The 21,734-nt window shown below is 71.5% G+C and carries 15 protein-coding genes and 1 pseudogene; 14 read left to right on the top strand and 2 right to left on the bottom strand.

Features of this window, described 5'->3' with window-relative positions; translation table 11 throughout:
- The first annotated feature begins 93 nt into the window (after window positions 1–93).
- From FHX52_RS06200 to FHX52_RS06165, 8 genes are all read left to right on the top strand, one after another.
- The gene (locus tag FHX52_RS06200) at window positions 94–2,091 is read left to right on the top strand and encodes a DUF6077 domain-containing protein (RefSeq protein WP_141820866.1); all 1,998 of its coding nucleotides are present in this window, start codon (window positions 94–96) and stop codon (window positions 2,089–2,091) included.
- Window positions 2,092–2,167: 76 nt separating this feature from the next.
- Entirely contained in the window at window positions 2,168–2,800 is a 633-nt protein-coding gene (locus FHX52_RS06195; RefSeq protein ID WP_141820864.1) for an ANTAR domain-containing response regulator, read from the top strand.
- A 142-nt stretch (window positions 2,801–2,942) separates the two neighbouring features.
- On the top strand, window positions 2,943–4,085 hold the full coding sequence (locus FHX52_RS06190; RefSeq protein ID WP_246069630.1) for a branched-chain amino acid ABC transporter substrate-binding protein: 1,143 nt from the start codon (window positions 2,943–2,945) through the stop codon (window positions 4,083–4,085).
- A gap of 112 nt (window positions 4,086–4,197) precedes the next feature.
- Window positions 4,198–5,187, top strand: coding sequence for a branched-chain amino acid ABC transporter permease (locus FHX52_RS06185; RefSeq protein ID WP_141820862.1), 990 nt, complete (start codon window positions 4,198–4,200; stop codon window positions 5,185–5,187).
- A complete protein-coding gene (locus tag FHX52_RS06180) occupies window positions 5,184–6,323 on the top strand; it encodes a branched-chain amino acid ABC transporter permease (RefSeq protein WP_141820860.1) in 1,140 nt (379 codons plus the stop codon). Before FHX52_RS06185 ends, FHX52_RS06180 begins: the two co-directional genes overlap by 4 nt.
- On the top strand, window positions 6,316–7,260 hold the full coding sequence (locus FHX52_RS06175) for an ABC transporter ATP-binding protein (protein WP_141820859.1): 945 nt from the start codon (window positions 6,316–6,318) through the stop codon (window positions 7,258–7,260). Before FHX52_RS06180 ends, FHX52_RS06175 begins: the two co-directional genes overlap by 8 nt.
- Complete coding sequence (locus FHX52_RS06170; protein ID WP_141822058.1) at window positions 7,250–7,969, top strand: ABC transporter ATP-binding protein; 720 nt, start codon at window positions 7,250–7,252, stop codon at window positions 7,967–7,969. The genes FHX52_RS06175 and FHX52_RS06170 overlap by 11 nt, the downstream gene beginning before the upstream one ends.
- Before the next feature lie 176 nt (window positions 7,970–8,145).
- Window positions 8,146–8,730, top strand: a complete 585-nt coding sequence (locus FHX52_RS06165; RefSeq protein WP_185747100.1) for a GNAT family N-acetyltransferase — start codon at window positions 8,146–8,148, stop codon at window positions 8,728–8,730.
- A 73-nt stretch (window positions 8,731–8,803) separates the two neighbouring features.
- On the opposite strand, the gene FHX52_RS06160 is transcribed toward FHX52_RS06165, so the two are convergent.
- The gene (locus tag FHX52_RS06160; RefSeq protein WP_141820857.1) at window positions 8,804–9,241 is read right to left on the bottom strand and encodes a PaaI family thioesterase; all 438 of its coding nucleotides are present in this window, start codon (window positions 9,239–9,241) and stop codon (window positions 8,804–8,806) included.
- Window positions 9,242–9,418: 177 nt separating this feature from the next.
- On the opposite strand from FHX52_RS06160, the gene polA reads away from it, so the two are divergent.
- Complete coding sequence (gene polA, locus FHX52_RS06155) at window positions 9,419–12,094, top strand: DNA polymerase I (protein ID WP_141820855.1); 2,676 nt, start codon at window positions 9,419–9,421, stop codon at window positions 12,092–12,094.
- Window positions 12,095–12,264: 170 nt separating this feature from the next.
- On the opposite strand, the gene FHX52_RS06150 is transcribed toward polA, so the two are convergent.
- Window positions 12,265–13,722, bottom strand: coding sequence for a lipopolysaccharide biosynthesis protein (locus tag FHX52_RS06150; RefSeq protein WP_185747099.1), 1,458 nt, complete (start codon window positions 13,720–13,722; stop codon window positions 12,265–12,267).
- 10 nt (window positions 13,723–13,732) lie between these two features.
- Between FHX52_RS06150 and FHX52_RS06145 the strand changes: the two genes are divergently transcribed.
- The 5 genes and pseudogenes from FHX52_RS06145 to FHX52_RS24645 form a co-directional block, all read left to right on the top strand.
- Window positions 13,733–15,349: an MmpA family trehalose lipid delivery protein gene (locus FHX52_RS06145; RefSeq protein WP_141820851.1), complete on the top strand. Its 1,617-nt coding sequence runs from the start codon at window positions 13,733–13,735 to the stop codon at window positions 15,347–15,349.
- Between the two features lie 109 nt (window positions 15,350–15,458).
- Window positions 15,459–15,704, top strand: coding sequence for a hypothetical protein (locus FHX52_RS06140; protein ID WP_141820849.1), 246 nt, complete (start codon window positions 15,459–15,461; stop codon window positions 15,702–15,704).
- A 102-nt stretch (window positions 15,705–15,806) separates the two neighbouring features.
- Window positions 15,807–16,961: a glycosyltransferase family 4 protein gene (locus FHX52_RS06135; protein WP_141820847.1), complete on the top strand. Its 1,155-nt coding sequence runs from the start codon at window positions 15,807–15,809 to the stop codon at window positions 16,959–16,961.
- Window positions 16,961–17,731: a class I SAM-dependent methyltransferase gene (locus FHX52_RS06130; protein WP_141820845.1), complete on the top strand. Its 771-nt coding sequence runs from the start codon at window positions 16,961–16,963 to the stop codon at window positions 17,729–17,731. The genes FHX52_RS06135 and FHX52_RS06130 overlap by 1 nt, the downstream gene beginning before the upstream one ends.
- Window positions 17,732–17,735: 4 nt before the next feature.
- A pseudogene (locus FHX52_RS24645) lies at window positions 17,736–21,071 on the top strand (alpha-(1->3)-arabinofuranosyltransferase domain-containing protein); the annotation flags it as partial.
- Between the last annotated feature and the right edge of the window lie 663 nt (window positions 21,072–21,734).

Below are 21,734 nucleotides of genomic sequence, written 5' to 3'. Positions count from 1 at the left end.
TCGCGTCATCGCTGGGCCCGGTCGCGGGGCCAAGGCCGGCATGCGGCCGTGTCGTTCGTTCACCATGATGATGAGGTGCTGGGAGCAGTGGCCGTGAGCGCCGACACGCGGGCCGCAGTCGACGCGGGTCCGGCGATGTGGGTCCGTGCGGTGGACGGACTGGTCGAGTGCGGTGTCTACGCGTTCGCCGCTTGGACCGTGTTCTACGAGCTCGCCCTCGTCACGCAGTGGTCGCTCTGGTGGCCGGCGCGGGTGTGGATCGTGCTCACCCTGGGTCTGGTCGGTTGGCGGGCGTTCTCCCGCCGGACACGTGAGCGTCAGGTCCTGCCGCGCGAGCCGCTCGACGAGGTGGTCCCGCAGGACGACGGATCCGGCGTCCACTGGTCGCCCGCGGTCCTGTTCCTCGCCGTCGCCGCCGTGCTCGTCGTGCTGACCGTTCTGCGGGACACGCTCGGAGTGTTTCCCCTCGTGGTGGCGGGCCTGGTGGTCCTGCTCGCTGCATGCGTGCAGATCCACCACCGGGTTCGGCGCTCCGGGCTCCACCCGCCGAGCGGCCGGGTCTCGCAGGCGGAACATGTCGTCGCGGCCTCCGTGTCCGTCGGGCTCGCGGTGCTGGCCTCGGCCCTGTCGGGTTCGTCGGGAGACGACGTCTACTACGTCAACCGCGCGACGTGGGTCGCGGAACGCGGCACCCCGACCTTGAACGACACCGTGTTCAGCGCCGGCGTCCTGCCCACGACGTACGGCAGCAGCCTTCCCCTGGCCTCGATCGAGGCCTGGCAGGGAGCCATGGCCCATGTGCTGGGGCTCGCTGCTCCGACCTTCGTCTTCCTCTGGACCGTGCCGCTGCTTGCCGCGGCATCCGGGTGGGCGTCGTGGCGCCTGGTCCGCAGCTGGGCTCCCCGCCGGGCCTGGCTGGTCTTCCTCGTCGCCACGTCGTTCACCCTCTTCAGCGCGGGCAGCGTCGTCGGTCGCTACCACATCGGCGCCATCTGGGAGGGCAAGGTTCCCGCGGTCACGGTCGTCATCCCCCTGGCGTGGTGCTACCTGACGGCGCTGACGACTCGACCGAGGCGAGAGCACCTGCTCGTGCTCGCCGCCCTGGGCGTCTGTTTCGTGGGGTTGACGAGCAGCGCCGCGCTGATGGCTCCCGTGCTCGGTGCTGCTGGGCTGCTGGCCGCCTGGCTCCTGCGATCCCGGGCCTGCGCCGTCGGGGTGGGGTGCTTCCTTCTCGGTCCGGTCGCCGCCGGGGTGGCCTCGGTGCTCGGCCCGGGCGTCGGCGGAGTCAACCCGACGGCCCTGCCTCCCTCGCAGGTGTTCGGCTACCTGTTCGGGCTCGTGACGTCGATGGTCGCCCTCGGTGTGGTGGGAACCGTGCTCGGGCCGCGACTGGTCCAGGGGCCGGCCGCAGCCCTCGCCACCTGCGCCGCCCTGTCCGGCCTGGCCTCGCTCGTGCCCGGGGTCTACGACGCCGTCAACACGGCAACAGGTGCCGGCCCGGTGGCCTGGCGGATGGTCCTCGTCATCCCGGTGGCTGTCCTCGTGGGCATGCTCGTCACTGCTCGGCTGCCGTCGAGCACGGTCTCCGCGAGGTGGCGATCCCTTGCCGACTGGGGGGCTGCACTGGCTGCGTGCGCAGTCGTTGCGGTCGTCGTCGCGCAGAGCACGCCGCTGTGGTCGTCAGACACCGGAACCCGGCTGGCGTTCAACGAGTGGAAGCTCGACGAGGCGGCTCTGGAGGACGTGCGAGCCGTCCTGCCGCTGACGACACCCCCCGGCGTCTGGCTGTTGCCACCGTCGCAGATGGCGGTTCTCGCGATGACGACCACCGAACGGGCAGGGGTGGTGCCGCGCGCCGTGTACCTCGCCAACCTGAAGGCGCCGGACGTCGCGATCTCCGACCGGTACGTCCTCTACCGGCTGGTCACCGGTCACGACGTCGCGCCGGTGACGATCCGGCTGGCTCTGGACCGTCTGTCCGTCACACTGGCCTGCGTCGCCGCGTCGGACTCGCGGGCCGGGCGCCTGCTCGCGGAGGCGGTCGGCTCACCACTCGAGCCGTACGGCAGGATGCGCTGTCACGTCGGCTGATGTCGTGCCGGGTGAGGACGATGCGCTTCACCGTCCCGAAACGCGCCCGAAACCCGACCCCGGATAGGCTTGGTCCGTGAGCACAGACGAGAGCACCACCCCCCAGCCCGCCGAGACGCCCGCTGCGGCGACCGGCGGCACCCGCATCCTCGTGGCCGAGGACGAGGCCATCATCCGCCTCGACCTCGTCGAGATGCTGGGCGAGCAGGGCTACGACGTCGTGGGCCAGGCGAGCAACGGCGAGCAGGCCGTCGAGCTCGCCAAGGAGGTCAAGCCCGACCTCGTCATCATGGACGTCAAGATGCCCGTGCTCGACGGCCTGTCGGCGGCCGAGCAGCTCCACGAGTCCAAGCTCTGCCCCGTCATCATGCTCACCGCCTTCTCACAGACCGAGCTCGTCGAGCGGGCACGTGACGCCGGCGTCATGGCCTACATCGTCAAGCCCTTCACCGCCGACGACCTGCGCCCCGCCATCGACATCGCGACCTCGCGCTGGCAGGAGCTCAAGGCGCTCGAGGCCGAGATCGCCGACCTCGGCGAGCGCCTCGAGACCCGCAAGCTCGTCGACCGTGCGAAGGGCGTGCTCATGACGCAGCTCAAGCTGAGCGAGTCCGATGCCTTCCGCTGGATCCAGAAGACGGCGATGGACCGTCGCCTCGGCATGAAAGAGGTCGCCGAGGCCGTCATCAACGGGTTCCCCTCGTCCTGACCGCGGTGCGCCGCAAATCGTTCGGCGGCGCAGGTCACGACACGGTCACTCATCGCGAGTTTCTGATGACCGAAGCAGGACTGTGGGCCTAGCCTTCGTCTCAGCCCTCGACTGGGGGATGTGTGACATCAGGAGGACATCCGTGCGTTCTACCCTCAAGTTCGCTGTGCCGCTCGCGGTCGCAGCCCTTGCCCTTGGTGCCTGTGGCACGACGGGCGGCACCTCGAACGCGCCGGCCGCCAGCGGTGGCGCCGCGGCGTGTGGCGACTACAAGATCGGCATGTTCGGTGCCCTCACCGGCCCCAACGCCAACCTGGGTATCTACATCCAGAACGGCGTGAACCTCGCCCTCGACGACTACAACAAGAAGCACCCGGACTGCAAGGTCACGCTCGAGAACTACGACTCGCAGGGTGACCCGACGCAGGCCCCGGCCCTCGCGAAGAAGGCCATCGACGACAAGAAGGTCGTCGGCATCGTGGGTCCCGCCTTCTCGGGTGAGTCCAAGGCCGCCAACCCCGCCTTCGCCGAGGCCGGTCTGGTGCACATCACGCCGTCGGCCACCAACCCGAAGCTCGCCGACAACGGCTGGAAGACCTTCTTCCGCGTTCTCGGCAACGACGCGACCCAGGGTCCCGCCGCCGCGAAGTACATCAAGGACACCGTCAAGGCGACGAAGGTCTTCGTCATCGACGACGCATCGGAGTACGGCAAGGGCCTGGCCGACATCGTCCGTCAGGACCTCGGCTCGACGGTCGTCGGCAACGACACCATCCAGCAGAAGCAGACCGACTTCGGCGCCTCCGTCACCAAGGTGACGGCCTCCGGCGCCGACGCGCTCTTCTTCGGTGGCTACTCGCCCGAGGCCGCGCCGCTCATCAAGCAGCTGCGTGACGCCGGGTGGAAGGGCACCTTCGTCGTCGCCGACGGCGTCAAGGACCAGTCCTTCATCGACAACGCGCAGGCCGCTGCCGAGGGCACCATCATCACCTGCCCGTGCGTCCCGGCCGATGTGGCTCCCGCGTTCCAGGCGGCCTACAAGGCGAAGTTCAACGAGGACCCCAACACCTACTCCGGTGAGGGCTACGACTCCGCGACCATCCTGCTCGACGGCATCGCCGCCGGCAAGGACCGCGCGACGATGGTCGACTTCGTCAAGTCCTACGACAAGCCGGGCGTGACGAAGCAGCTCAAGTTCGACGCCAAGGGCGAGGTGACCGACGTCAAGGTCTTCGCTTACAAGGTCGAGGGCGGCAAGATCGTCTCTGTCGGCGAGATCAAGTAAGGATTCACCGTCACTCCGGGGGCGGTCGGAGCCCAGGCTCCGACCGCCCCCGGCCGGTTGACGGCAGCAGTACTCGGTCTCATCTCGCTCCCCGGCCCGCAGGAGGTCTTGGATGCAGTTCCTCATCGACAACTTCTGGGCGTTGACGATCACGGGCCTCACGCTCGGTGCCGTCTACGCCCTCGTCGCGCTCGGCTACACCCTCGTCTACGGCGTGTTGCGACTCATCAACTTCGCGCACTCCGAGGTCTTCATGTACGGCACCTTCGCGGCCCTCTGGGTCGTGATGTTCCTCGGTGGCAAGGCCGGTGGCGGCACGGGCCAGGTGATCTTCTGGATCGCCATGATGTTCGTCGCGGCCATGACCATGTCGGGCTTGATCGCAGTGCTCCTCGAACGCTTCGCCTATCGCCCGCTGCGCAAACGCAACGCCCCACCCCTCATCGCGCTCATCTCAGCTGTCGGCGCCTCGTTCGTCCTCGCGGAGGTCATGGGCCTGCGCGAGAAGATCGTCGCCTGGGTCGGCCTCGACGACAACCTGCGAGCCTATGTGCGCAACTCGCGCAACGCCGTCGGCCTGCCCGACATCGTGGCCAAGGAGCCGGTCTTCACGGTCGGTGGCTACGCCGTCACCAACGTCGACATCTTCGTCATCGTCGGCGCGATCACCATCATGGTGATCCTCGACCAGTTCGTGAAGCGGTCCCGCCTCGGGCGCGGCATCCGCGCGGTCGCCCAGGACCCCGAGGCTGCAGCCCTCATGGGTGTCAACCGTGACCGCGTCATCCAGGTCACCTTCCTCGTCGGTGGCGTCATGGCCGGCGCGGCGGCCGTGTTCTACCTCCTGCGCATCGGCATCACGCGCTACGACGCAGGCTTCCTGCTCGGCGTCAAGGCCTTCACCGCCGCCGTCCTCGGTGGCATCGGCAATCTCCGCGGTGCGCTGCTCGGTGGCTTCGTGCTCGGCCTCGCCGAGAACTACGGCTCCGCCATCGTCGGCACCCAGTGGAAGGACGTCGTCGCCTTCGTCCTGCTCATCGTGATCCTGCTGTTCCGACCCACCGGCCTGCTCGGTGAGTCCCTCGGAAAGGCCCGCGCATGACGACCACCCAGAACGCCACGAAGAAGGTGCGGCCCAACCTCAACGAGCGCATCGCGGACCTCCCGCTGCCGATCAAGGTCGTCCTCTGGATCATCTTCGCGCTCTTCCTCTTTGCGCTGCCGCTGCTCAACATCCCGTTCATCACGACGCCGGACTCCGACTTCGGCGGAGTGCTCTTCACCGTCTCGACGTATGTCCTCGTCGCCCTCGGCCTCAACATCGTCGTCGGGTATGCCGGCCTGCTCGACCTCGGGTACGTCGGCTTCTACGCCGTGGGCGCCTACACCGTCGGTGTGCTCAGCTCGCAGCACGGCTCGCTGCCGTGGCTGTGGTGCGTGCCGATCGCGATCCTCGTCGCGATGGCCTCGGGCGTCATCCTCGGTGCCCCGACGCTGCGCGTGCGTGGTGACTACCTCGCCATCGTGACCCTCGGCTTCGGCGAGATCGTGCGCCTGACGCTCATCAACTCGGAGTGGCTCGGCGGCGCCCAGGGCATTTCCGAGATTCCGCGGCCCCCTGGCATCGAGCTCTTCGAGGTGCCGAGCATCGACTGGAGCACGGGCGTGCCCGTCGTCGACCTCGGCACGACGACGACGTTCCTCAAGTTCGGCATCAGCGACTTCATCCCGTACTACTGGCTGGCGCTCGTCGTCATCGCCCTCGTCCTCGTCTTCGACATCCTCGTCAAGAACAGCCGCGTGGGACGGGCCTGGGAAGCGACCCGGGAGGACGAGGACGCTGCCGAGCTCATGGGCGTGCCGACGTTCCGCTTCAAGCTGCTCGCCTTCGCGCTCGGGGCCGCGATCGGTGGTCTGTCAGGTGCGATGTTCGCCGGCAAGTCGGGCTTCATCAACCCGCAGAGCTTCGAGCTGCTCCTGTCGATCCTCTTCCTCGCGGCCGTCGTCGTCGGTGGTCAGGGCAACCGGTGGGGCGTCATCCTCGGCGCCATCGTCGTCAGCTACTTCCCCGAGCGGTTCCGCGAGTTCGCCGACTTCCGCGTGCTCGTCTTCGGCCTGGCGCTGATGCTCCTCGCGATCTTCCGTCCGCAGGGCCTCCTGCCGCCGCGGCGCACGTTGCGCGCCAAACGAGCGGACGCCAGACAGCACGTCCTCGAGGAAGGAGAAGCCGGTGCCTGAGCCGACGAACCCAGAACCGGTCGGCGCCGAGCCGACCCCCCCGTCGACGGCTGCAGAGCGTCCCGCGACGCCGGCGACCGCGCCGGTCGACGAGGTCACCGAGATCAACCCCGACGTCGACATCGCTCCCGAGGACATCGGGGTGCCCGTCGTCGCCGAGGGCGAGCGCCTGCTCGAGGTCGACACCGTGACGCTGCGCTTCGGTGGCGTCGTCGCCCTCAACGAGGTGAGCTTCCACATCAACAAGGGCGAGATCCTCGGGCTCATCGGGCCCAACGGCGCCGGCAAGACGACGTGTTTCAACGTCATGACCGGGGTCTACCAGCCCACCTCGGGCGAGGTGCGCTATCTCGGCAAGCCGCTGGGCAAGCGCCACAAGTACCAGATCACCAAGCTGGGCATCGCGCGAACGTTCCAGAACATCCGGCTCTTCGCCAACATGACGGCGCTAGAGAACGTCCTCGTCGGCGTCGACGCCCACCACTCGACGGGTGTCGTCACGGCGATGTTCCGCCTGCCGAAGCACCGCCGCGAGGAGGAGCAGGGCCGGGCCCGTGCCATGGAGCTGCTCGAGTTCATGGGTCTCGCCGGCAAGGCCGACGAGCTCGCACGCAACCTCCCCTACGGCGACCAGCGGCGGCTCGAGATCGCGCGAGCGCTCGCCACGAGCCCGCAGCTGCTCTGCCTCGACGAGCCGGCGGCCGGCTTCAACCCGGCCGAGAAGGCCAAGCTGATGGAGCTCATCCGCACCATCCGCGACCAGGGCTACACCGTCCTGCTCATCGAGCACGACATGAAGCTCGTCATGGGCGTCACCGACCGGATCGTCGTGCTCGAGTTCGGGCGCAAGATCGCCGAGGGCACGCCCGCGGAGATCCGCGACAACCCGGCGGTCATCGCCGCCTACCTGGGAGTTGATGAAGAAGATGCTTCTTGAGGTCAAGGGACTGTGCGTCAACTACGGCCGCATCGAGGCGATCCGCGACATCTCCTTCACCGTCGACGAGGGTGAGATCGTCACCCTCATCGGGGCCAACGGAGCCGGCAAGACGACGACGATGAAGACGATTTCCGGCCTGCGGCCGGTGCGCGCCGGCACCGTCACGTTCAACGGCAAGGACATCACCGACCTGCCGTCCTATGAGCGCCCGGTGCTCGGCATCTCGCAGTCGCCCGAGGGCCGCGGCTGCTTCGTCGGCATGACGGTCATGGAGAACCTCGAGATGGGCACCTATGCCCGTCCGGACCGCAAGAGCAAGGCCGTCAAGGACGACCTCGAGCGCGTCTTCGAGCTCTTCCCCAGGCTCAAGGAGCGGGTCAACCAGGCCGCGGGGTCGATGTCCGGTGGCGAGCAGCAGATGCTCGCCATGGGGCGCGCCCTCATGGCCAAGCCCAAGCTCCTGCTCCTCGACGAGCCGTCGATGGGGCTGGCGCCGAAGCTGATCCAGCAGATCTTCGACATCGTCACCGAGATCAACAGCCAGGGCACGACGGTGCTGCTCGTCGAGCAGAACGCCGCCCAGGCGCTCAAGCGGTCGCACCGCGCCTACATCCTCGAGACCGGCGAGATCGTTCGCGAGGGCAGCGGCAAGGAGCTGGCGAACGACCCGGCGGTCAAGGCCGCCTACCTCGGCGGAGACGTCTGACCGCACGCGTCAGGCGGTGCCGGCGACACGGCATACGCACGTCGGTTGACGGGGCGTCGCGACCATCTGGTCGCGGCGCCCCGTCGCCTGTCCACAGGTTGCGGGGGCCCCTTCCGCCCGGGGAGCGGATACCCGTAGTCTCGGGCGGGCGACCTCGGGGCCAGAAGGGAGGGATCATGGTTCGTTCGATCGCTTCGGTGCAGCGCGTCGATGAGAGCCTGCACTCGCCTTTCATCGAGCTGTGGATCACCCACCGCATCGAGGGTGGCACGACTCCGGAGGCCGCGCAGCGGCTCGCTCTCGACGGCACGTTGCGAAATGCCTTGCAGCGCAGCGATGTTGCCGCTTTCATCGCTTTCGTCGACAACCGTCCGGCGGGCTACCTCGTGCTGTCGGACTCGACGCGCAGCCTGCTCGTCGACTCGCCGTGCGTGTCGATCGACATGCTCTACGTCGACCCCGACTACCGGCGTCTCGGGGTGGGTCGCGCGCTCCTCGCCTCCGCGTCGCGGTATGCCGACCGGCAGGGTGCCGAGCACGTCGCGAGCCTCGTGCCCGCCCAGGACCGCGAAGCCAACCGCTTCTTCGCCCGCCTCGGCTTCGTGCCGGAGACGGTGCGCCGGGTCACCTCCTCCGCGGCGCTGCAGCGCAAGCTCGCCGGGGAGCCGCGCCCGACCCGGGTCGCGATCGACCAGGTGATGGCACGCCGTCGCGACCTGCGCTTCCGGCGTCGTCACCAGCCGCCGCAGGTGGCCGGCTAGAGCTCAGGCCTGAGGAGCCGGCCTCAGGAGCCCTGCTCAGGAGCACGGCAGGAGCTCCGCTCGGGAGTGCGGCTCAGGCGCCGGGCGCCGCGTCGCGGATGAGGCAGGTGATGCGCGCGGTGCAGGTGCGTCGGCCGGTGTCGTCCGTCACGACGATGTCGTAGCTGACGAGCGTGCGCCCCGCGCTGAGGAGCGTGGCCGTGCCGGTCACGATGCCGGAACGCGCCGCCCGGTGGTGGGTGGCGTTGATGTCGAGACCGACTGCGATGCGTCTCGGCCCGGCGTTCAGGGCCGCTCCGATGGAGCCGAGGGTCTCGGCGAGCACGACGCTGGCTCCGCCGTGCAGCAGGCCGTAGGGCTGGGTGTTGCCCTCGACCGGCATCGTCGCGACGAGCCGCTCCGGCGTCGCCTCCAGGACCTCGATGCCCATCCGCTCGATGAGGGTGCCCTCGAGCTGCAGTCCCAGGTCGTCGAGATGGGTGGGTTCGGTCGTCTGCGGTGCGTCGGTCATGACGGTGATGCTATGCCGAGGCGTGGTGGCTCCGCCCCCGCTCGCCACACCCCGAGGGCGTCGGCACACGTCCCGGGCAGGCACACACCGTCTTCGAGGTGCGGCGCAGCTGGAGGTGTGCGGCTGTGGGTGCACGGGCCGGGCTGCGCCGTCGGTGGCTCACACTAGGCTGCGCGTGTGAGCCGACTACTCCTCCTCGACGGACACTCGCTGGCCTATCGCGCGTTCTTCGCGCTCCCTGCCGAGAACTTCTCGACGAGCACGGGGCAGCACACCAACGCCGTCTACGGCTTCACCTCGATGCTCATCAACATGCTGCGTGACGAGCAGCCGACGCACGTCGTCGTGGCCTTCGACAAGTCGCGCCAGACGTTCCGCACCGAGCAGTACGCCGAGTACAAGGCGGGTCGAGCGCGCACGCCCGACGAGTTCTCGGGCCAGCTGCCGCTCGTCAAGGAGGTCCTCGACGCCCTGCGCATCCGCTTCGTCGAGCTCGAGGGCTACGAGGCCGACGACATCATCGCCACGATCGCGACCGACGCCGACGCCCAGGGTGTGGAGGTGCTCATCTGCTCGGGCGACCGCGACACCTTCCAGCTCGTCTCCGACAACGTGACGATCCTCTACCCCGTGCGCGGCGTCTCCGAGGTGTGGCGCATGGGCCCGGCCCAGGTCGAGGAGAAGTACGGCGTGCCGCCGCAGCGCTACAGCGACCTCGCGGCGATGGTCGGCGAGACCTCCGACAACCTCCCGGGTGTGCCGGGCGTCGGCCCCAAGACCGCCGCGAAGTGGATCACGCAGTTCGGTGACCTCGAGGGCATCGTCGCGAGCGTCGACCAGATCAAGGGCAAGGCGGGGGAGTCGCTGCGGGCCCACCTCGACCAGGTGCTGCGCAACCGCAGGCTCAACCAGCTCGTCAAGGACAGCCCGGTCGGTGTCACCGTCGACGACCTCGAGCGCGCCCAGTGGAGCCGCGAGGAGGTCCACGAGGTCTTCGACCGTCTCGAGTTCCGGGTCCTGCGCGACCGGCTCTTCGCCGAGGTCGAGGCGAGCGAGCCCGAGGCCGAGTCCGGCTTCGACGTCGACGGCACGGTACTCGAGGCCGCCGCCGTGCCCGGCTGGATCTCCGAGCACCTGCCGGCCGGCGAGCGGGCAGGCCTGTCCGTGGCCGGCACGTGGGGCCGGGGAGTCGGCGACCCGACAGCCCTCGCCATCGCCGCCCCCGACGGCGCTGCCGCCTGGGTCGACCTCACTGCCCTGACGCCCGAGGGCGAGCGGGCCGTCGGTGGCTGGCTCCAGGACGCCGAGCACCCGAAGGCCATGCACGACGCGAAGGGGCCCGTCGAGGCCCTCGCCTCACGCGGCTGGTCGCTCGCCGGGCTGACGAGCGACACGCAGCTCGCGGCATACCTCGTCAAGCCCGACCAGCGCACCTATCACCTCGACGACCTCGTCCTGCGCCAGCTGCACCGTGAGCTCTCCGGGTCGGCGCCGGCCGACGGGCAGGGCATGCTCGACTTCGGCGGCGACGCCGACGACGTCGCGGCGCACAAGGAGATGGTGCGCGCCACGGCGGTGCGCGACCTCGCTGTCGTGCTCGACGAGCAGGTCGCCGCGACGGGTGGCTCCGAGCTGCTCGCCGACGTGGAGCTGCCGCTCATCGACGTGCTCGCCCGCATGGAGCGCACCGGCATCGCCGTCGACGTCGACGGCCTGGACCACCTCGAGCAGGACTTCGCCGCCAAGGTCGCGCAGGCCCAGGAGGACGCCTGGGACGCCATCGGCGGCGAGCGCATCAACCTCGGCTCGCCCAAGCAGCTGCAGGAAGTGCTCTTCGGCCAGCTCGGCATGCCCAAGACGAAGAAGACGAAGACCGGGTGGACGACCGACGCCGACGCCCTGTCAGACCTCTTCACCAAGACGGGGCACCCCTTCCTCGAGGCGTTGCTGCGCCACCGTGACGCGGCGCGGCTGCGGGTCACCGTCGAGGGGCTGCAGAAGTCCGTCGCCGACGACGGTCGCATCCACACGACCTATCTGCAGACCATCGCCGCCACCGGGCGTCTCAGCTCGACCGACCCGAACCTTCAGAACGTCCCGATCCGCACCGAGGAGGGGCGGCGCATCCGAGAGCTCTTCGTCGTCGGTGAGGGTTACGAGGCGCTGATGTCGGCCGACTACTCGCAGATCGAGATGCGGGTCATGGCCCACCTCTCCGGCGACGAGGGCCTCATCGAGGCCTTCCGCACGGGCGAGGACCTCCACCGCTTCGTCGGCTCGAAGGTCTTCGGCGTCGCACCCGAGGACGTCACGCCGGCCATGCGCTCCAAGGTCAAGGCGATGTCCTACGGCCTGGCCTACGGCCTGTCGGCCTTCGGCCTGTCCAAGCAGCTGACGATCAGCACCGAGGAGGCCCGAGGCCTCATGGAGGGCTACTTCGAGCGCTTCGGCGGTGTGAGCGACTACCTCAAGGAGGTCGTCGCCGAGGCCCGTGGCACCGGGTGGACCGCCACGATGTTCGGCCGGCGTCGCTACCTTCCCGACCTCACCTCGGACAACCGGCAGCGGCGCGAGACGGCCGAGCGCATGGCGCTCAACGCGCCGATCCAGGGCTCGGCCGCCGACATCATGAAGGTGGCGATGATCAACGTCGACCGCGGTCTCGTCTCCTCGGGTGCGCGGTCGCGGGTCCTGCTCCAGGTCCACGACGAGCTCGTGCTCGAGATCGCCCCGGGTGAGCGGGCCGACGTCGAGGCCCTCGTGCGCCACGAGATGGGGCACGCGGCCGAGATGGACGTGCCCCTCGACGTGAACGTCGGGGTGGGTCGCTCCTGGCACGACGCCGCTCACTGACCGAGGGCGGTCCCTCGGCGCGAGGGCGCGGTCAACGCGCCGCTGTCGGCGTTGGGTGCTGTCAGCGCGGGTCGCTGTCAGTGCCGTTGCTGTCAGCGCTGGGTGCTGTCAGCGCGGGTCGCTGTCAGTGCCGTTGCTGTCAGCGTGGGCCGACGTCAGTGCCGGTGCTGTCAGGGACGGGTGCCGGCAGCGTCGGGGGCGCCACGGGTCCCGTCAGCGTCGTCCTCGCCGTCGGGGTCACCGGCTCCGAGCAGCGAACGGCGCTCGATGACGAGGCCGACGAGGACGAGCGACACCGAGACCACGAGCATGACGTCGACCACCGCGTCGACGTCGGCGTGGTGCGCGGACGTCAGCGCCACCGCCAGGCCGCCGGCGAGCCACATCGCGACCCCCATCGGGGTGGTCGCAGCGGCCACTCCGGCATACGCGATGACCTGGACGAGCGCGAGGCACACCCCCAGCGCGGTGAACCGCCAGAGCCCGGGGCCGAGCGCGGCGTAGCCGGGGCCGCCGACGAGGGTGACGAGCCAGGTCCCGAGCAGCGCCGTCAGCCCCACGCCGACGGCGCCGGCTCCCGCCGTCACGGCGAGTGCCCGCAGCAGTGCAGCCCGGCGTCGCGCCTGCTGTGCCATGGCCGGGTAGAAGAGGGTGGCGAGGAAGCCGAGCCCCCAGAACGCAGCCTTCTCGAAGAGCGCCGCCACGGTATAGGCGCCGGACGCCTCGGGTGCGAGGTGGTGTCGGGCCAGCAGGACATCGAGGCTGGAGAGGAAGAGCAACCCCGAGGTCGGCACGACGGCCGCGGCCACGAGGCGCGCGAGGTGACGCGGCCGCTCGGGGTGATGAGGAAGCTCGGGGTGACGAGGCCGATCATGGTGGTGGTACGGCTCGGAGCGGCGCCGTGGGACCAGCAGTGCCCGCAGTGGCAGCCCCGCTCGGGGGAGCAGCGCGAGGGCGACGCCGGCCACGACCACCCAGCCGAGGGCGAAGAGCGTGATGACAGCGACGACACCACCGCCGGCTCGAGCCGCGATCCAGGCCGCCGCGAACTTCGCGACCCCCGCACCGGCGAGGACCACCGCGAGGCGCACGAAGCGCTCGCTCCCCTGGAGCACGCCCTGGGCTGCGAAGACGACCGCCGTCGGCAGCATGGCGGCGCCGACGACAACCACCATGAGCGGGCTGAGGTGGAGCAGGTGGGCCAGCACGGGCGAGAGTGCGGCAACGGCGACCGCCGTGAGCAACCCGAGCCCAGCCGACGCACGCATCACCCCGTGGATGGCCGTGGCCGTCGCCGCCGCGCCCTCGCCGGGGCCGGGCCGCCCCTCGCTCGCACCGTCGCCGGACATCGCCCGCGACACGAGACGCGCCGCAACGAGCTGGAGGCCGAGAGCGGGCACTCCCGCGAGCACGGAGAGGTTGACGAGCGAGCCCACCGCACCGAGGTCGTCACCGCTCAGGGTGCGGCTGAGGACGGCGAAGAAGGCGTAGGAGAGGACGTTCGAGGTGAGCGTGCCGAGGAGCAGGACGGCCCCTGACCGTGCACCGGGCGGCCGCCGGGGGTCGCCGTCGATCGTGTCGGGGGAGGACGCCGCGCGGCCGGGGGCCGCCTCCTCGCGATGTGCCATAGTGCCGTGCATGATGCCAGCCCGGCGGCCCACTGCGCTCGCCGTCGCGGCTGGGACGTGCGTCACGGTTGCGCTCACGGGACTGCTGCTGTGGCCGGCGGTCGGCCGTGGCCAGCTGCTCTATCGCGACTTCGTCTCCGTCCCGGAGCCGTCGCTGACCGCGCGCACCCTGGGCCTCGACGGGCCAGCTCCCCGAGCCGTCCCGCTCGACCTCGTCATCGCGCTCCTGCACCCCGTCGTGCCGTCTGGGCTCCAACAGCTGGTCCTGCTCGCGGCGACCCTCCTGCTCGCCGGGGTCGGCGTGACGGTGCTGCTGCGCCGGTGGGGACCGGTCGCCACCGTGGTGGGCGCTGCGCTCGCCACCTGGTCGCCGTATGCCGTCGAGCGCCTGCTGCTCGGCCAGCCACCGACACTGCTCGCCGTCTCCACCCTGCCGTGGATCGTCGTCGTGGCACGGGAGGCCGCCACCCGCCGGCGGTGGCTCGTCCTCACGGTCGTGGCCGCGCTGCCGGCCGCCCTGACCCCGGTGGGTGGGCTCACCGCTGCCGCCGCCGCCCTTGTCGCCGCCGTCGCGTTCCGTCGGGCACCGGTGCGTGACCTCGCGGCTGTCGCAGCCCTCAATCTCCTGTGGTGCAGCCCGTGGCTCGTCGCCGTCCTCGCCGGCCACACGGACGTGGGCCAGTCCGACGGGGCGCAGGCGTTCGCGGTGCGTGCCGCGGGCGTGCACGGCGTCATCGACGTGCTGACGGGCGGGGGAGTGTGGAGCGAGGCAGCGACCCCCGCCTCACGTCTGCGCTGGTGGCCCCTCGTCGTGGGCTGCCTCACCTTCAGCCTGGCCGTGGTCGGCGCCGCCGGACTCCGTCGTCAGCGCCGGCTGGGGTTCGCCTGCCTCGTGGCACCGCCCGTCGTGGCCCTTGTCCTCGCGACCCCCACCGGGATCGCCGTGCTGGCTGCCGCCCAGTCGGTGCCCGGCGTGGCCCTGGTGCGTGACACCCACCGATGGGTGGGCATCAGCGCCATGACCGTGGCCGTGCTCGCGCCCCTCGGCCTGCTCGGCCTGCTCGCCACCCTGCCGCGAACCCGAACCCGAACCCGAACCCGACCCCGCGCCTCGGATCGCGGACCGAGCCGCCGGCTCGGGGCAGTGGTGGCGCTCGCGGCGGCAGCCGTCGGGGTGTCGCTGGCCGTGCTCGCGGTGCCCGACGCCGCGGCGCGGCTGCACGCGGCATACCGGCCGGTGACCTTCCCGTCGTCATGGGAGCGGGTGGTCGCGGCCGTGGGGGAGCGGTCCGCCCTCGTGCTCCCGTGGCAGCCCATGCGGTCCGTCGGCTGGGCCGGAGCCGAGCCGTTTCTCGACCCCCTCCCGCTCGCGCTGCGCGGCCCCGTGACTGTCGCGCGAGACCTGCTCGTCGACCGCGACGGGCGGCTCCTGCGGGTCGGTGGAGCCGACCCCCAGGAGTCCGCGTCCTGGGCGCAGGGCGTGATCGACGCGGATCAGCTGCGCCGCCAGGGCATCGAGCTGGTCGTCGAATGGCAGGGCACGCCCGGCCGGCTGCCGGTCCGGCCCGATGGGCTCGTCGAGGTGCTGCGCGACGACGAGTTCGTCGTGTGGTCGGTGCGTGACTGACGCCACCGTCGAAAGGTCCTCGTCGCGGGCTTGCCAACGGGCGTCGCGCCGCTACAGTACTCACGAGTAAGTCACGCCATGGCGGCGTGCTGGGAGGAAGTCGACCACTGTGAAGTCCACCGTGCTGTCCCGAGAGCTGGCCCGACTGGGCGCCACCGCGAGCAATGGTCGTCGCGACCGCGGAGCGGTCTCCGGACTCCTCATCGCGGTCGCCTGCGCTCTCTTCGGAGGGGGCGCGGCGGTCGTCGCCGTCACCGCCGTCGTGACCGCAACCGGTCCCAATGACAGCGGGGCCGTGCTCAACGGCCCGCAGAAGCCCGTGTCTCCCACCGAGGTCATCCGCTACGGCGGCTGACCGAGCCCTGACAGAGCCCTGACGGAGCCCTGAGGAAGGGCCGGGCGCTTCCGAGCTCCCCGGCCCCCCGGCTCAGCCCAGCACCACGAACGACGAGGTTCCATGCGCATCGCCCTGCTCAACTGGCGTGACCTGACGCACCCGGAGGGCGGAGGCGCCGAGCGCTATGCCCAGACGGTGTGCGCGGGCCTCGCCCGCCGCGGGCACGACGTCACGATGTTCTGCGCCGCCCACCCCGGTGCGACTCCCGTCGAGGAGATCGACGGCTACCGCATCGTGCGACGCGGCGGCCGCTCGACGGTCTACCCCGCCGCCCTGCGCGCCCTTCTCCGGTCGGGTCGCGCGCACGGCGACTACGACGTCGTCGTCGACACGCAGAACGGCCTCCCGTTCTGGTCGCCCCTCGCCACGAAGGCGCCGGTCGTCAGCCTCGTGCACCACGTCCACCGCGAGCAGTGGCCGGTCGTGTTCGGACCGCTCATGGCCCGGGTGGGCTGGGCGCTCGAGTCGCGTGTGTCGCCCCGCGTCTACCGCGGCAGCACCTACGTCACCGTGTCGGGTCGCAGCCGCGACGAGCTCGTCGGTCTGGGCGTGCGCGCTGACGACATCCACGTCATCCACAACGGCACCGACCGGCCGATGGCGCTCGGCGTGTCGCGCGCTGCGACGCCGACCGTGGTCGTCCTCGGCCGGCTCGTGCCGCACAAGCGGGTCGAGCTCGCCATCGACGCGCTCGGCCGCCTGCGCGACCGCGTGCCCGGCGTGCAGCTGCGCATCGTCGGTGACGGCTGGTGGCGCCACCGCGTCGAGCAGCATGCTCATGCAGCCGGGCTCGGCGATGCGGTGCACTTCCTCGGCTACGTCGACGAGGTGACGAAGCACCGCGAGCTGTCTCGAGCCTGGGTGGCGCTCGCGCCGAGCGCCAAGGAGGGCTGGGGCCTGAACGTCGTCGAGGCTGGTGCGCACGGCGTGCCGACCGTGGCCCACCACGGCGCGGGCGGGCTCTCGGAGTCCATCGTCGACGGCCGCACGGGCGTGCTCGTCGACGACGTCGAGGGCATGGCACGCGCGACCGCGCAGCTGCTCCGTGACGAGTCGAAGCGCACCGAGATGGGGGAGCGGGCCCGCGAGCACGCCGCCCTGCACTCGTGGGAGGGGGCCGTCGCCGCGTGGGAGGCCCTGCTCGAGAACGTCGTGGCCGGCGGTGTCCCGAAGGCCGCGCCGGCACCCGTGCAGCGCGAGGCCGCGAGCGCCTGATGGCTTCGCCGCACCCGTCGTCGGGCGGCGACGCGCTGGCCCCGTCGGGCACGCTGCGACGCTCGGTCCAGCTCCTGCGCGCCTTCCGCGTGGAGCAGACCGACCCCGACCGCTTCTACTCGCTGCTCGCGCTCGACTCGATCCGCGAGGTGCGCCGCTGGTGCGGCCTCGAGGGCGCGACCGTCCTCGACGTCGGAGGCGGCCCGGGCTACTTCGCCGACGCCTTCGCGGACGCCGGCGCACGGTATGCCGGGGTGGACCCTGACGTCGGCGAGCTGACCGCACGCGGTGGCGTGGGCGCGAACATGATGCGGGCCTCCGGGCTCGCCCTGCCCGTCGCGACCGGAGCGCTCGACCTCGTCTACTCGAGCAACGTGCTCGAGCACGTGCCCCAGCCCGAGGTGATGGCCGACGAGATGGTGCGGGTCGCCCGTCCGGGTGGCACCGTCGTCATCTCGTGGACCCCGTGGCTCTCGCCGTGGGGCGGTCACGAGACCGCTCCATGGCACTACCTCGGTGGTCGTCGGGCGGCCGACCGGTATGCCCGTCGCATGGGGCGCCGGCCGAAGAACGACTTCGGACGCAGCCTCTACGCGTGCTCTGTCGCCCGGATGATGCGTTGGCTCGACGAGGCGCGCGCGGACGGCCGGGTCGAGGTCGTCGAGGTGCTGCCGCGCTACCACCCGTCCTGGGCCCGTTGGGTCGTGCGCGTGCCCGGAGTCCGCGAGGTCGTCAGCTGGAACGCCGTCATCGTCGTGCGGAAGCGGTGACCCGGTGGGCCCACTCACCCTGACCTCGGCTCCGACCGACCGGCCCGAGGAGACCGCATCCCAGCCCGGCCGGCCGGACAAAGCCGTGTCGACGAGCACACCAGCGGTCGCCACGGGCGTGCGCCCGCCCGACGGGCGCCCGGTGGCACCGCCGGCTCCGGGGGGTGGGGCGCCGCGCCTCGTCTGGCACCTGCGCCTCGTCGCCGTCGTCATCGGGCTGGCCGCGATCTGCTTCCGGCAGTCCCCCGGCCTCATCGTGCCCGACACCAAGCTCGACCTCACGGCCGACCCGGGGGGCTTCCTGCTGCGTGCCCTGCACCTGTGGGACCCGCAGGGGGCGCTCGGCCAACTCCAGAACCAGGCCTACGGCTATCTCTTCCCCGTCGGGCCCTTCCACCTGCTCCTCACGAGCGCGGGCCTGCCGGCCTGGGTCGTGCAACGGCTGTGGTGGACGACGATCCTCGTCGTCGCCTTCCTCGGCATGTGGCGTCTCAGCCGGGCCATGGGCGTGGACCGCCCGTGGGTGCGCCTCGTCGTCGCGGTGGTCTATGCCCTCGGTCCCCGCATGCTCAGCGAGGTCGCCGTCACCTCGGTCGAGGTGTGGCCGCTCGCGCTCGCACCCTGGGTGCTGCTGCCGCTCCTCGTGCCCGACCGCTCCGTCCGCTGGCGCGCCACCCGCTCCGGGCTCGCGTTCGCGTGCGTCGGGGGCGTCAACGCGGTCGCGAGCGGAGCGGTGCTCGTGCTGCCGCTGCTCTGGCTCCTGACCCGCCGGTGGGACCGCGAGCAGCTCAGGCTCGCCCTCGCCTGGGCGGCGGCCGTCGTCGTCGCCTCGGCCTGGTGGGTGCTCCCGCTGCTCGTGCTCGGCCGCAACAGCCCGCCCTTCCTCAGCTGGATCGAGAACGCTGCCGTCACGACGGCCACCGCGAGCCCCTTCGAGGCGCTGCGTGGCACGAGCGCCTGGCTGGGCTTCCTCGCGGCGCCGGCGGGCCCGTCGTGGCCGGCGGCCTGGCTGCTGCTCACCTCACCCCTGCTCATCGTCGCGACGACGGTCGTGGCGGCGTCGGGCCTCGCCGGCCTCGCCCTGCGACGCACCCCGCACCGGGCCTTCCTGCTCCTCGGGCTCGTCGTCGGCCTCGGGCTGGTGACCGTGGGCAACCCCGTCTCGGGATGGCTGCCGGAGGCGGCGCGCCACCTGCTCGACGGACCGCTCGCGCCGCTGCGCAACACGCACAAGTTCGAGCTCGTCGTGCGCCTGCCGCTCGTGATCGGGCTCGGCCACCTCCTGGTCCGGGCCCACGCCCTGCTTCGCTCCGACCGCCCGTTGCTGCCCGCCTGGTCTGACAGCTGGGTGCGACGAGGCCTGCCCGCGATCGTCGTGACGTCGCTGCTCGTCGTCGCCTGCGCCCCGGCCGTGGGGGTCGCGCTGGCGCGGCCGGAGGGCTACCGCGCCATCCCCGACCACTGGCGCCGGGCCGCCTCGTGGCTCGATGCCCAGCCGGCGCCGGGTGCCGTCCTCGTCGCGCCGGCAGCGAGCTTCAGCGACCTCACCTGGGGCTCGACCAAGGACGAGCCGTTGCAGGCGCTCATGCACCGCCCCTTCGTGGTGCGCGACGCCGTGCCGCTCGGGTCCGCCGGTGCGACCCGGCTGCTCGACTCGCTCCAGGACCGGCTCGGGTCAGGGCAGCGCGTGGACGGCCTGCGCACCGTGCTCGCGGGTGCCGGCATCGGATTCGTCCTCGTCCGCAACGAGATCCGGCTCGACGCGCAGGGTTCGCCCCCGGCAGCGGTGACGCGGTCGCTCGTCGAGTCGGGGCTGCGCCGGGTCGCGGCGTTCGGGCCGCCGACCGGCGCCTACGGTGAGTCGGACTCCCTCACGGTCGACCATCGCACCCTCGTCCAGCGGCCCGCCATCGAGATCTACGCCGTGGGCGGTGCCCAGCCGGCCCGCCTCGTGTCGACGGAGCGGCTCGCCCGCGTCACGGGCGGCCCCGAGAACCTCCTCGGCATCGCCGATGCGACGGGTCGTCGAGACGTGCTCGCGGGGACGGACGCGCTCGTCGTGCCGACCTCGCCGGCGAGCCCCTGGGTGCTGACCGACGGGCAGCGCCGGCGCGAGGTCGACTTCGGCTCCGCGGCCGACAACACGTCGCAGCTGCTGGCGCGCGACGACGCCGGCCGGTCCGGACGAGCGGTCATCGACTACACCTCCGACCCACGTGCGGGCCAGACGACGCTGCACTGGCGGGGGGTCCGGTCGGTCACCGCGTCGTCGTCGGCGTCGGATGCCACCGCGACGCTGCGTCTCGGCCCGGGCAACGGCCCCGCCTCTGCCCTCGACGCCGACCTGCGCACCCGTTGGGTGAGCGGCACCTACGGGTCGGCGGTGGGGGAGTGGCTCCAGGTCGACCTCGATGCCGAACGCGACGTCTCGGGTACGACGATCTCGGTGTCGGGCAACACGCCCGTCGCGGCCGAGCCGACCGTGCTGCGGGTTGAGACCGCCGCCGGCGCCACGACGAGCGAGGTGCGGCCCGGCCCCATCCTCCCTCTCCTCACGCCACCCGGCCGGACGAGCTGGATCCGCATCACTCTCGCGCGGGTCGGCGAAGGAACACCGAACGGCTTCTCCATCAACGAGATCGGCATTCCCGGGGTGGACCCCGGGCCCACCGCCGTCCTTCCCGAGCGCGCCGCCGGCGGCACGGACGCCCAGGACGGTACGGGCACCCCGGACGCCGTTCTGCTGCAGGAGGGTGCCCGAGGCCGCAGCCAGTGCCTCACCCTGGACTCGGTCGCCCGCTGCTCCCCGACGCTCGGGCAGGAGTGGGAGGAGACGGGGTGGTCGAGGCAGTGGAGCGCCGAGCGACCCGCGACGTATGCCGCCTCGGGCACCGTCCGCGCGCTCGACGGGCCGGCAGCGGAGCGCCTCCTCGCCCTCCCCTCGGGCATCGAGGCGACCGCCAGCTCCCGCCTCGTCGATGCTCCCTCGGGCCGGCCCGAGGCCGCCCTCGACGGCAACCCCGGCACCGGGTGGGTGGCCGGAGAGGTCGACCCCGCTCCCTGGTTCAGCCTGCGCCTTCCGAAGGCTCGGGTGCTCGACGGGCTGACGATCACGAAGTCCTTCGACCTCGCCGCATCGACCCCGGTCGAGGTGCGGGTCACTTTCGACGACGGCAGCACGGTGACGCGTCGCGCCGACACCGAGGGCCGTATCTCCTTCCCGGCCAAGCGAACCCGCACCCTGAAGCTCACCTTCGGAGACGTGCGCCTGCTGGAGAACATCGACTCCGCAACCGGTCGTCGCACCTTCGCCCCCACCGGCTTCAGCGAGCTGACGCTGAGCGGTGCCACCGACCTCGTGCGGCCGCTGTCGCCGGACCAGTCGACGGGGGTGCCGTGCGGCTTCGGCCCGCCGATCGACGTGGACGGCAAGCGGGTGCTCACCTCCGTCACGGGACGCGTCGGCGACATGCTCGAGGGCCGCCCCCTGCGGTGGCAGGTCTGCTCCGACGGCTCGAGCCTCGACACCCCGTCGGGGACGGTGCTCGTGCGCGCCCGCGCGACCGCTGAGTTCGCCCCGGTGACCCTCGACCTGCTCGGGGCCGGCGCCCCCCGCCGGGCGGCAGCGCAGACGCCGGTCTCGCTCGAGCGGCCCACGCCGGCGCAGGCCGTCGCCACCCTCCCGCAGCGCTCAGGCTCGACGACGCTCGTGCTCGCCCAGAACTTCCACCCCGGCTGGGAGGCCACGACGGCGGACGGCCAGGCCCTCACCCCGGTGCGCATCAACGGGTGGCAGCAGGGCTGGCTCGTGCCGGCCGGCGCGGCCACGATGGTCGCAGCCCGCTTCGCCCCCGACGTGCCCTACCAGCTCGCCCTGCTGCTCGGTGCCCTCCTGCTCGTCAGCGGGCTCGTGCTCACAGTCGCGCTCGCCCGTCGCGACGAGGACGCACGACCGTCACGGGTCACACCTGCCCGCCCGGCCGGCGTGCTCGCCGCAGCCCTT

It is taken from the genome of Humibacillus xanthopallidus, from assembly GCF_006717145.1.
GTDB lineage: Bacteria > Actinomycetota > Actinomycetes > Actinomycetales > Dermatophilaceae > Humibacillus > Humibacillus xanthopallidus.
This window is presented reverse-complemented; position numbering and strand designations above follow the sequence as displayed.

Excerpts from the sequence above, each read along its gene's own strand:
- FHX52_RS06185 (WP_141820862.1), top strand. The coding sequence starts at position 4,198 with ATGCAGTTCCTCATCGACAACTTCTGGGCGTTGACGATCACGGGCCTC.
- FHX52_RS06180 (WP_141820860.1), top strand. The coding sequence starts at position 5,184 with ATGACGACCACCCAGAACGCCACGAAGAAGGTGCGGCCCAACCTCAAC.
- FHX52_RS06170 (WP_141822058.1), top strand. The coding sequence starts at position 7,250 with ATGCTTCTTGAGGTCAAGGGACTGTGCGTCAACTACGGCCGCATCGAG.
- FHX52_RS06165 (WP_185747100.1), top strand. The coding sequence starts at position 8,146 with ATGGTTCGTTCGATCGCTTCGGTGCAGCGCGTCGATGAGAGCCTGCAC.
- FHX52_RS06160 (WP_141820857.1), bottom strand. The coding sequence starts at position 9,241 with ATGACCGACGCACCGCAGACGACCGAACCCACCCATCTCGACGACCTG.
- FHX52_RS06150 (WP_185747099.1), bottom strand. The coding sequence starts at position 13,722 with ATGGCACATCGCGAGGAGGCGGCCCCCGGCCGCGCGGCGTCCTCCCCC.
- FHX52_RS06145 (WP_141820851.1), top strand. The coding sequence starts at position 13,733 with ATGATGCCAGCCCGGCGGCCCACTGCGCTCGCCGTCGCGGCTGGGACG.
- FHX52_RS06135 (WP_141820847.1), top strand. The coding sequence starts at position 15,807 with ATGCGCATCGCCCTGCTCAACTGGCGTGACCTGACGCACCCGGAGGGC.
- FHX52_RS06130 (WP_141820845.1), top strand. The coding sequence starts at position 16,961 with ATGGCTTCGCCGCACCCGTCGTCGGGCGGCGACGCGCTGGCCCCGTCG.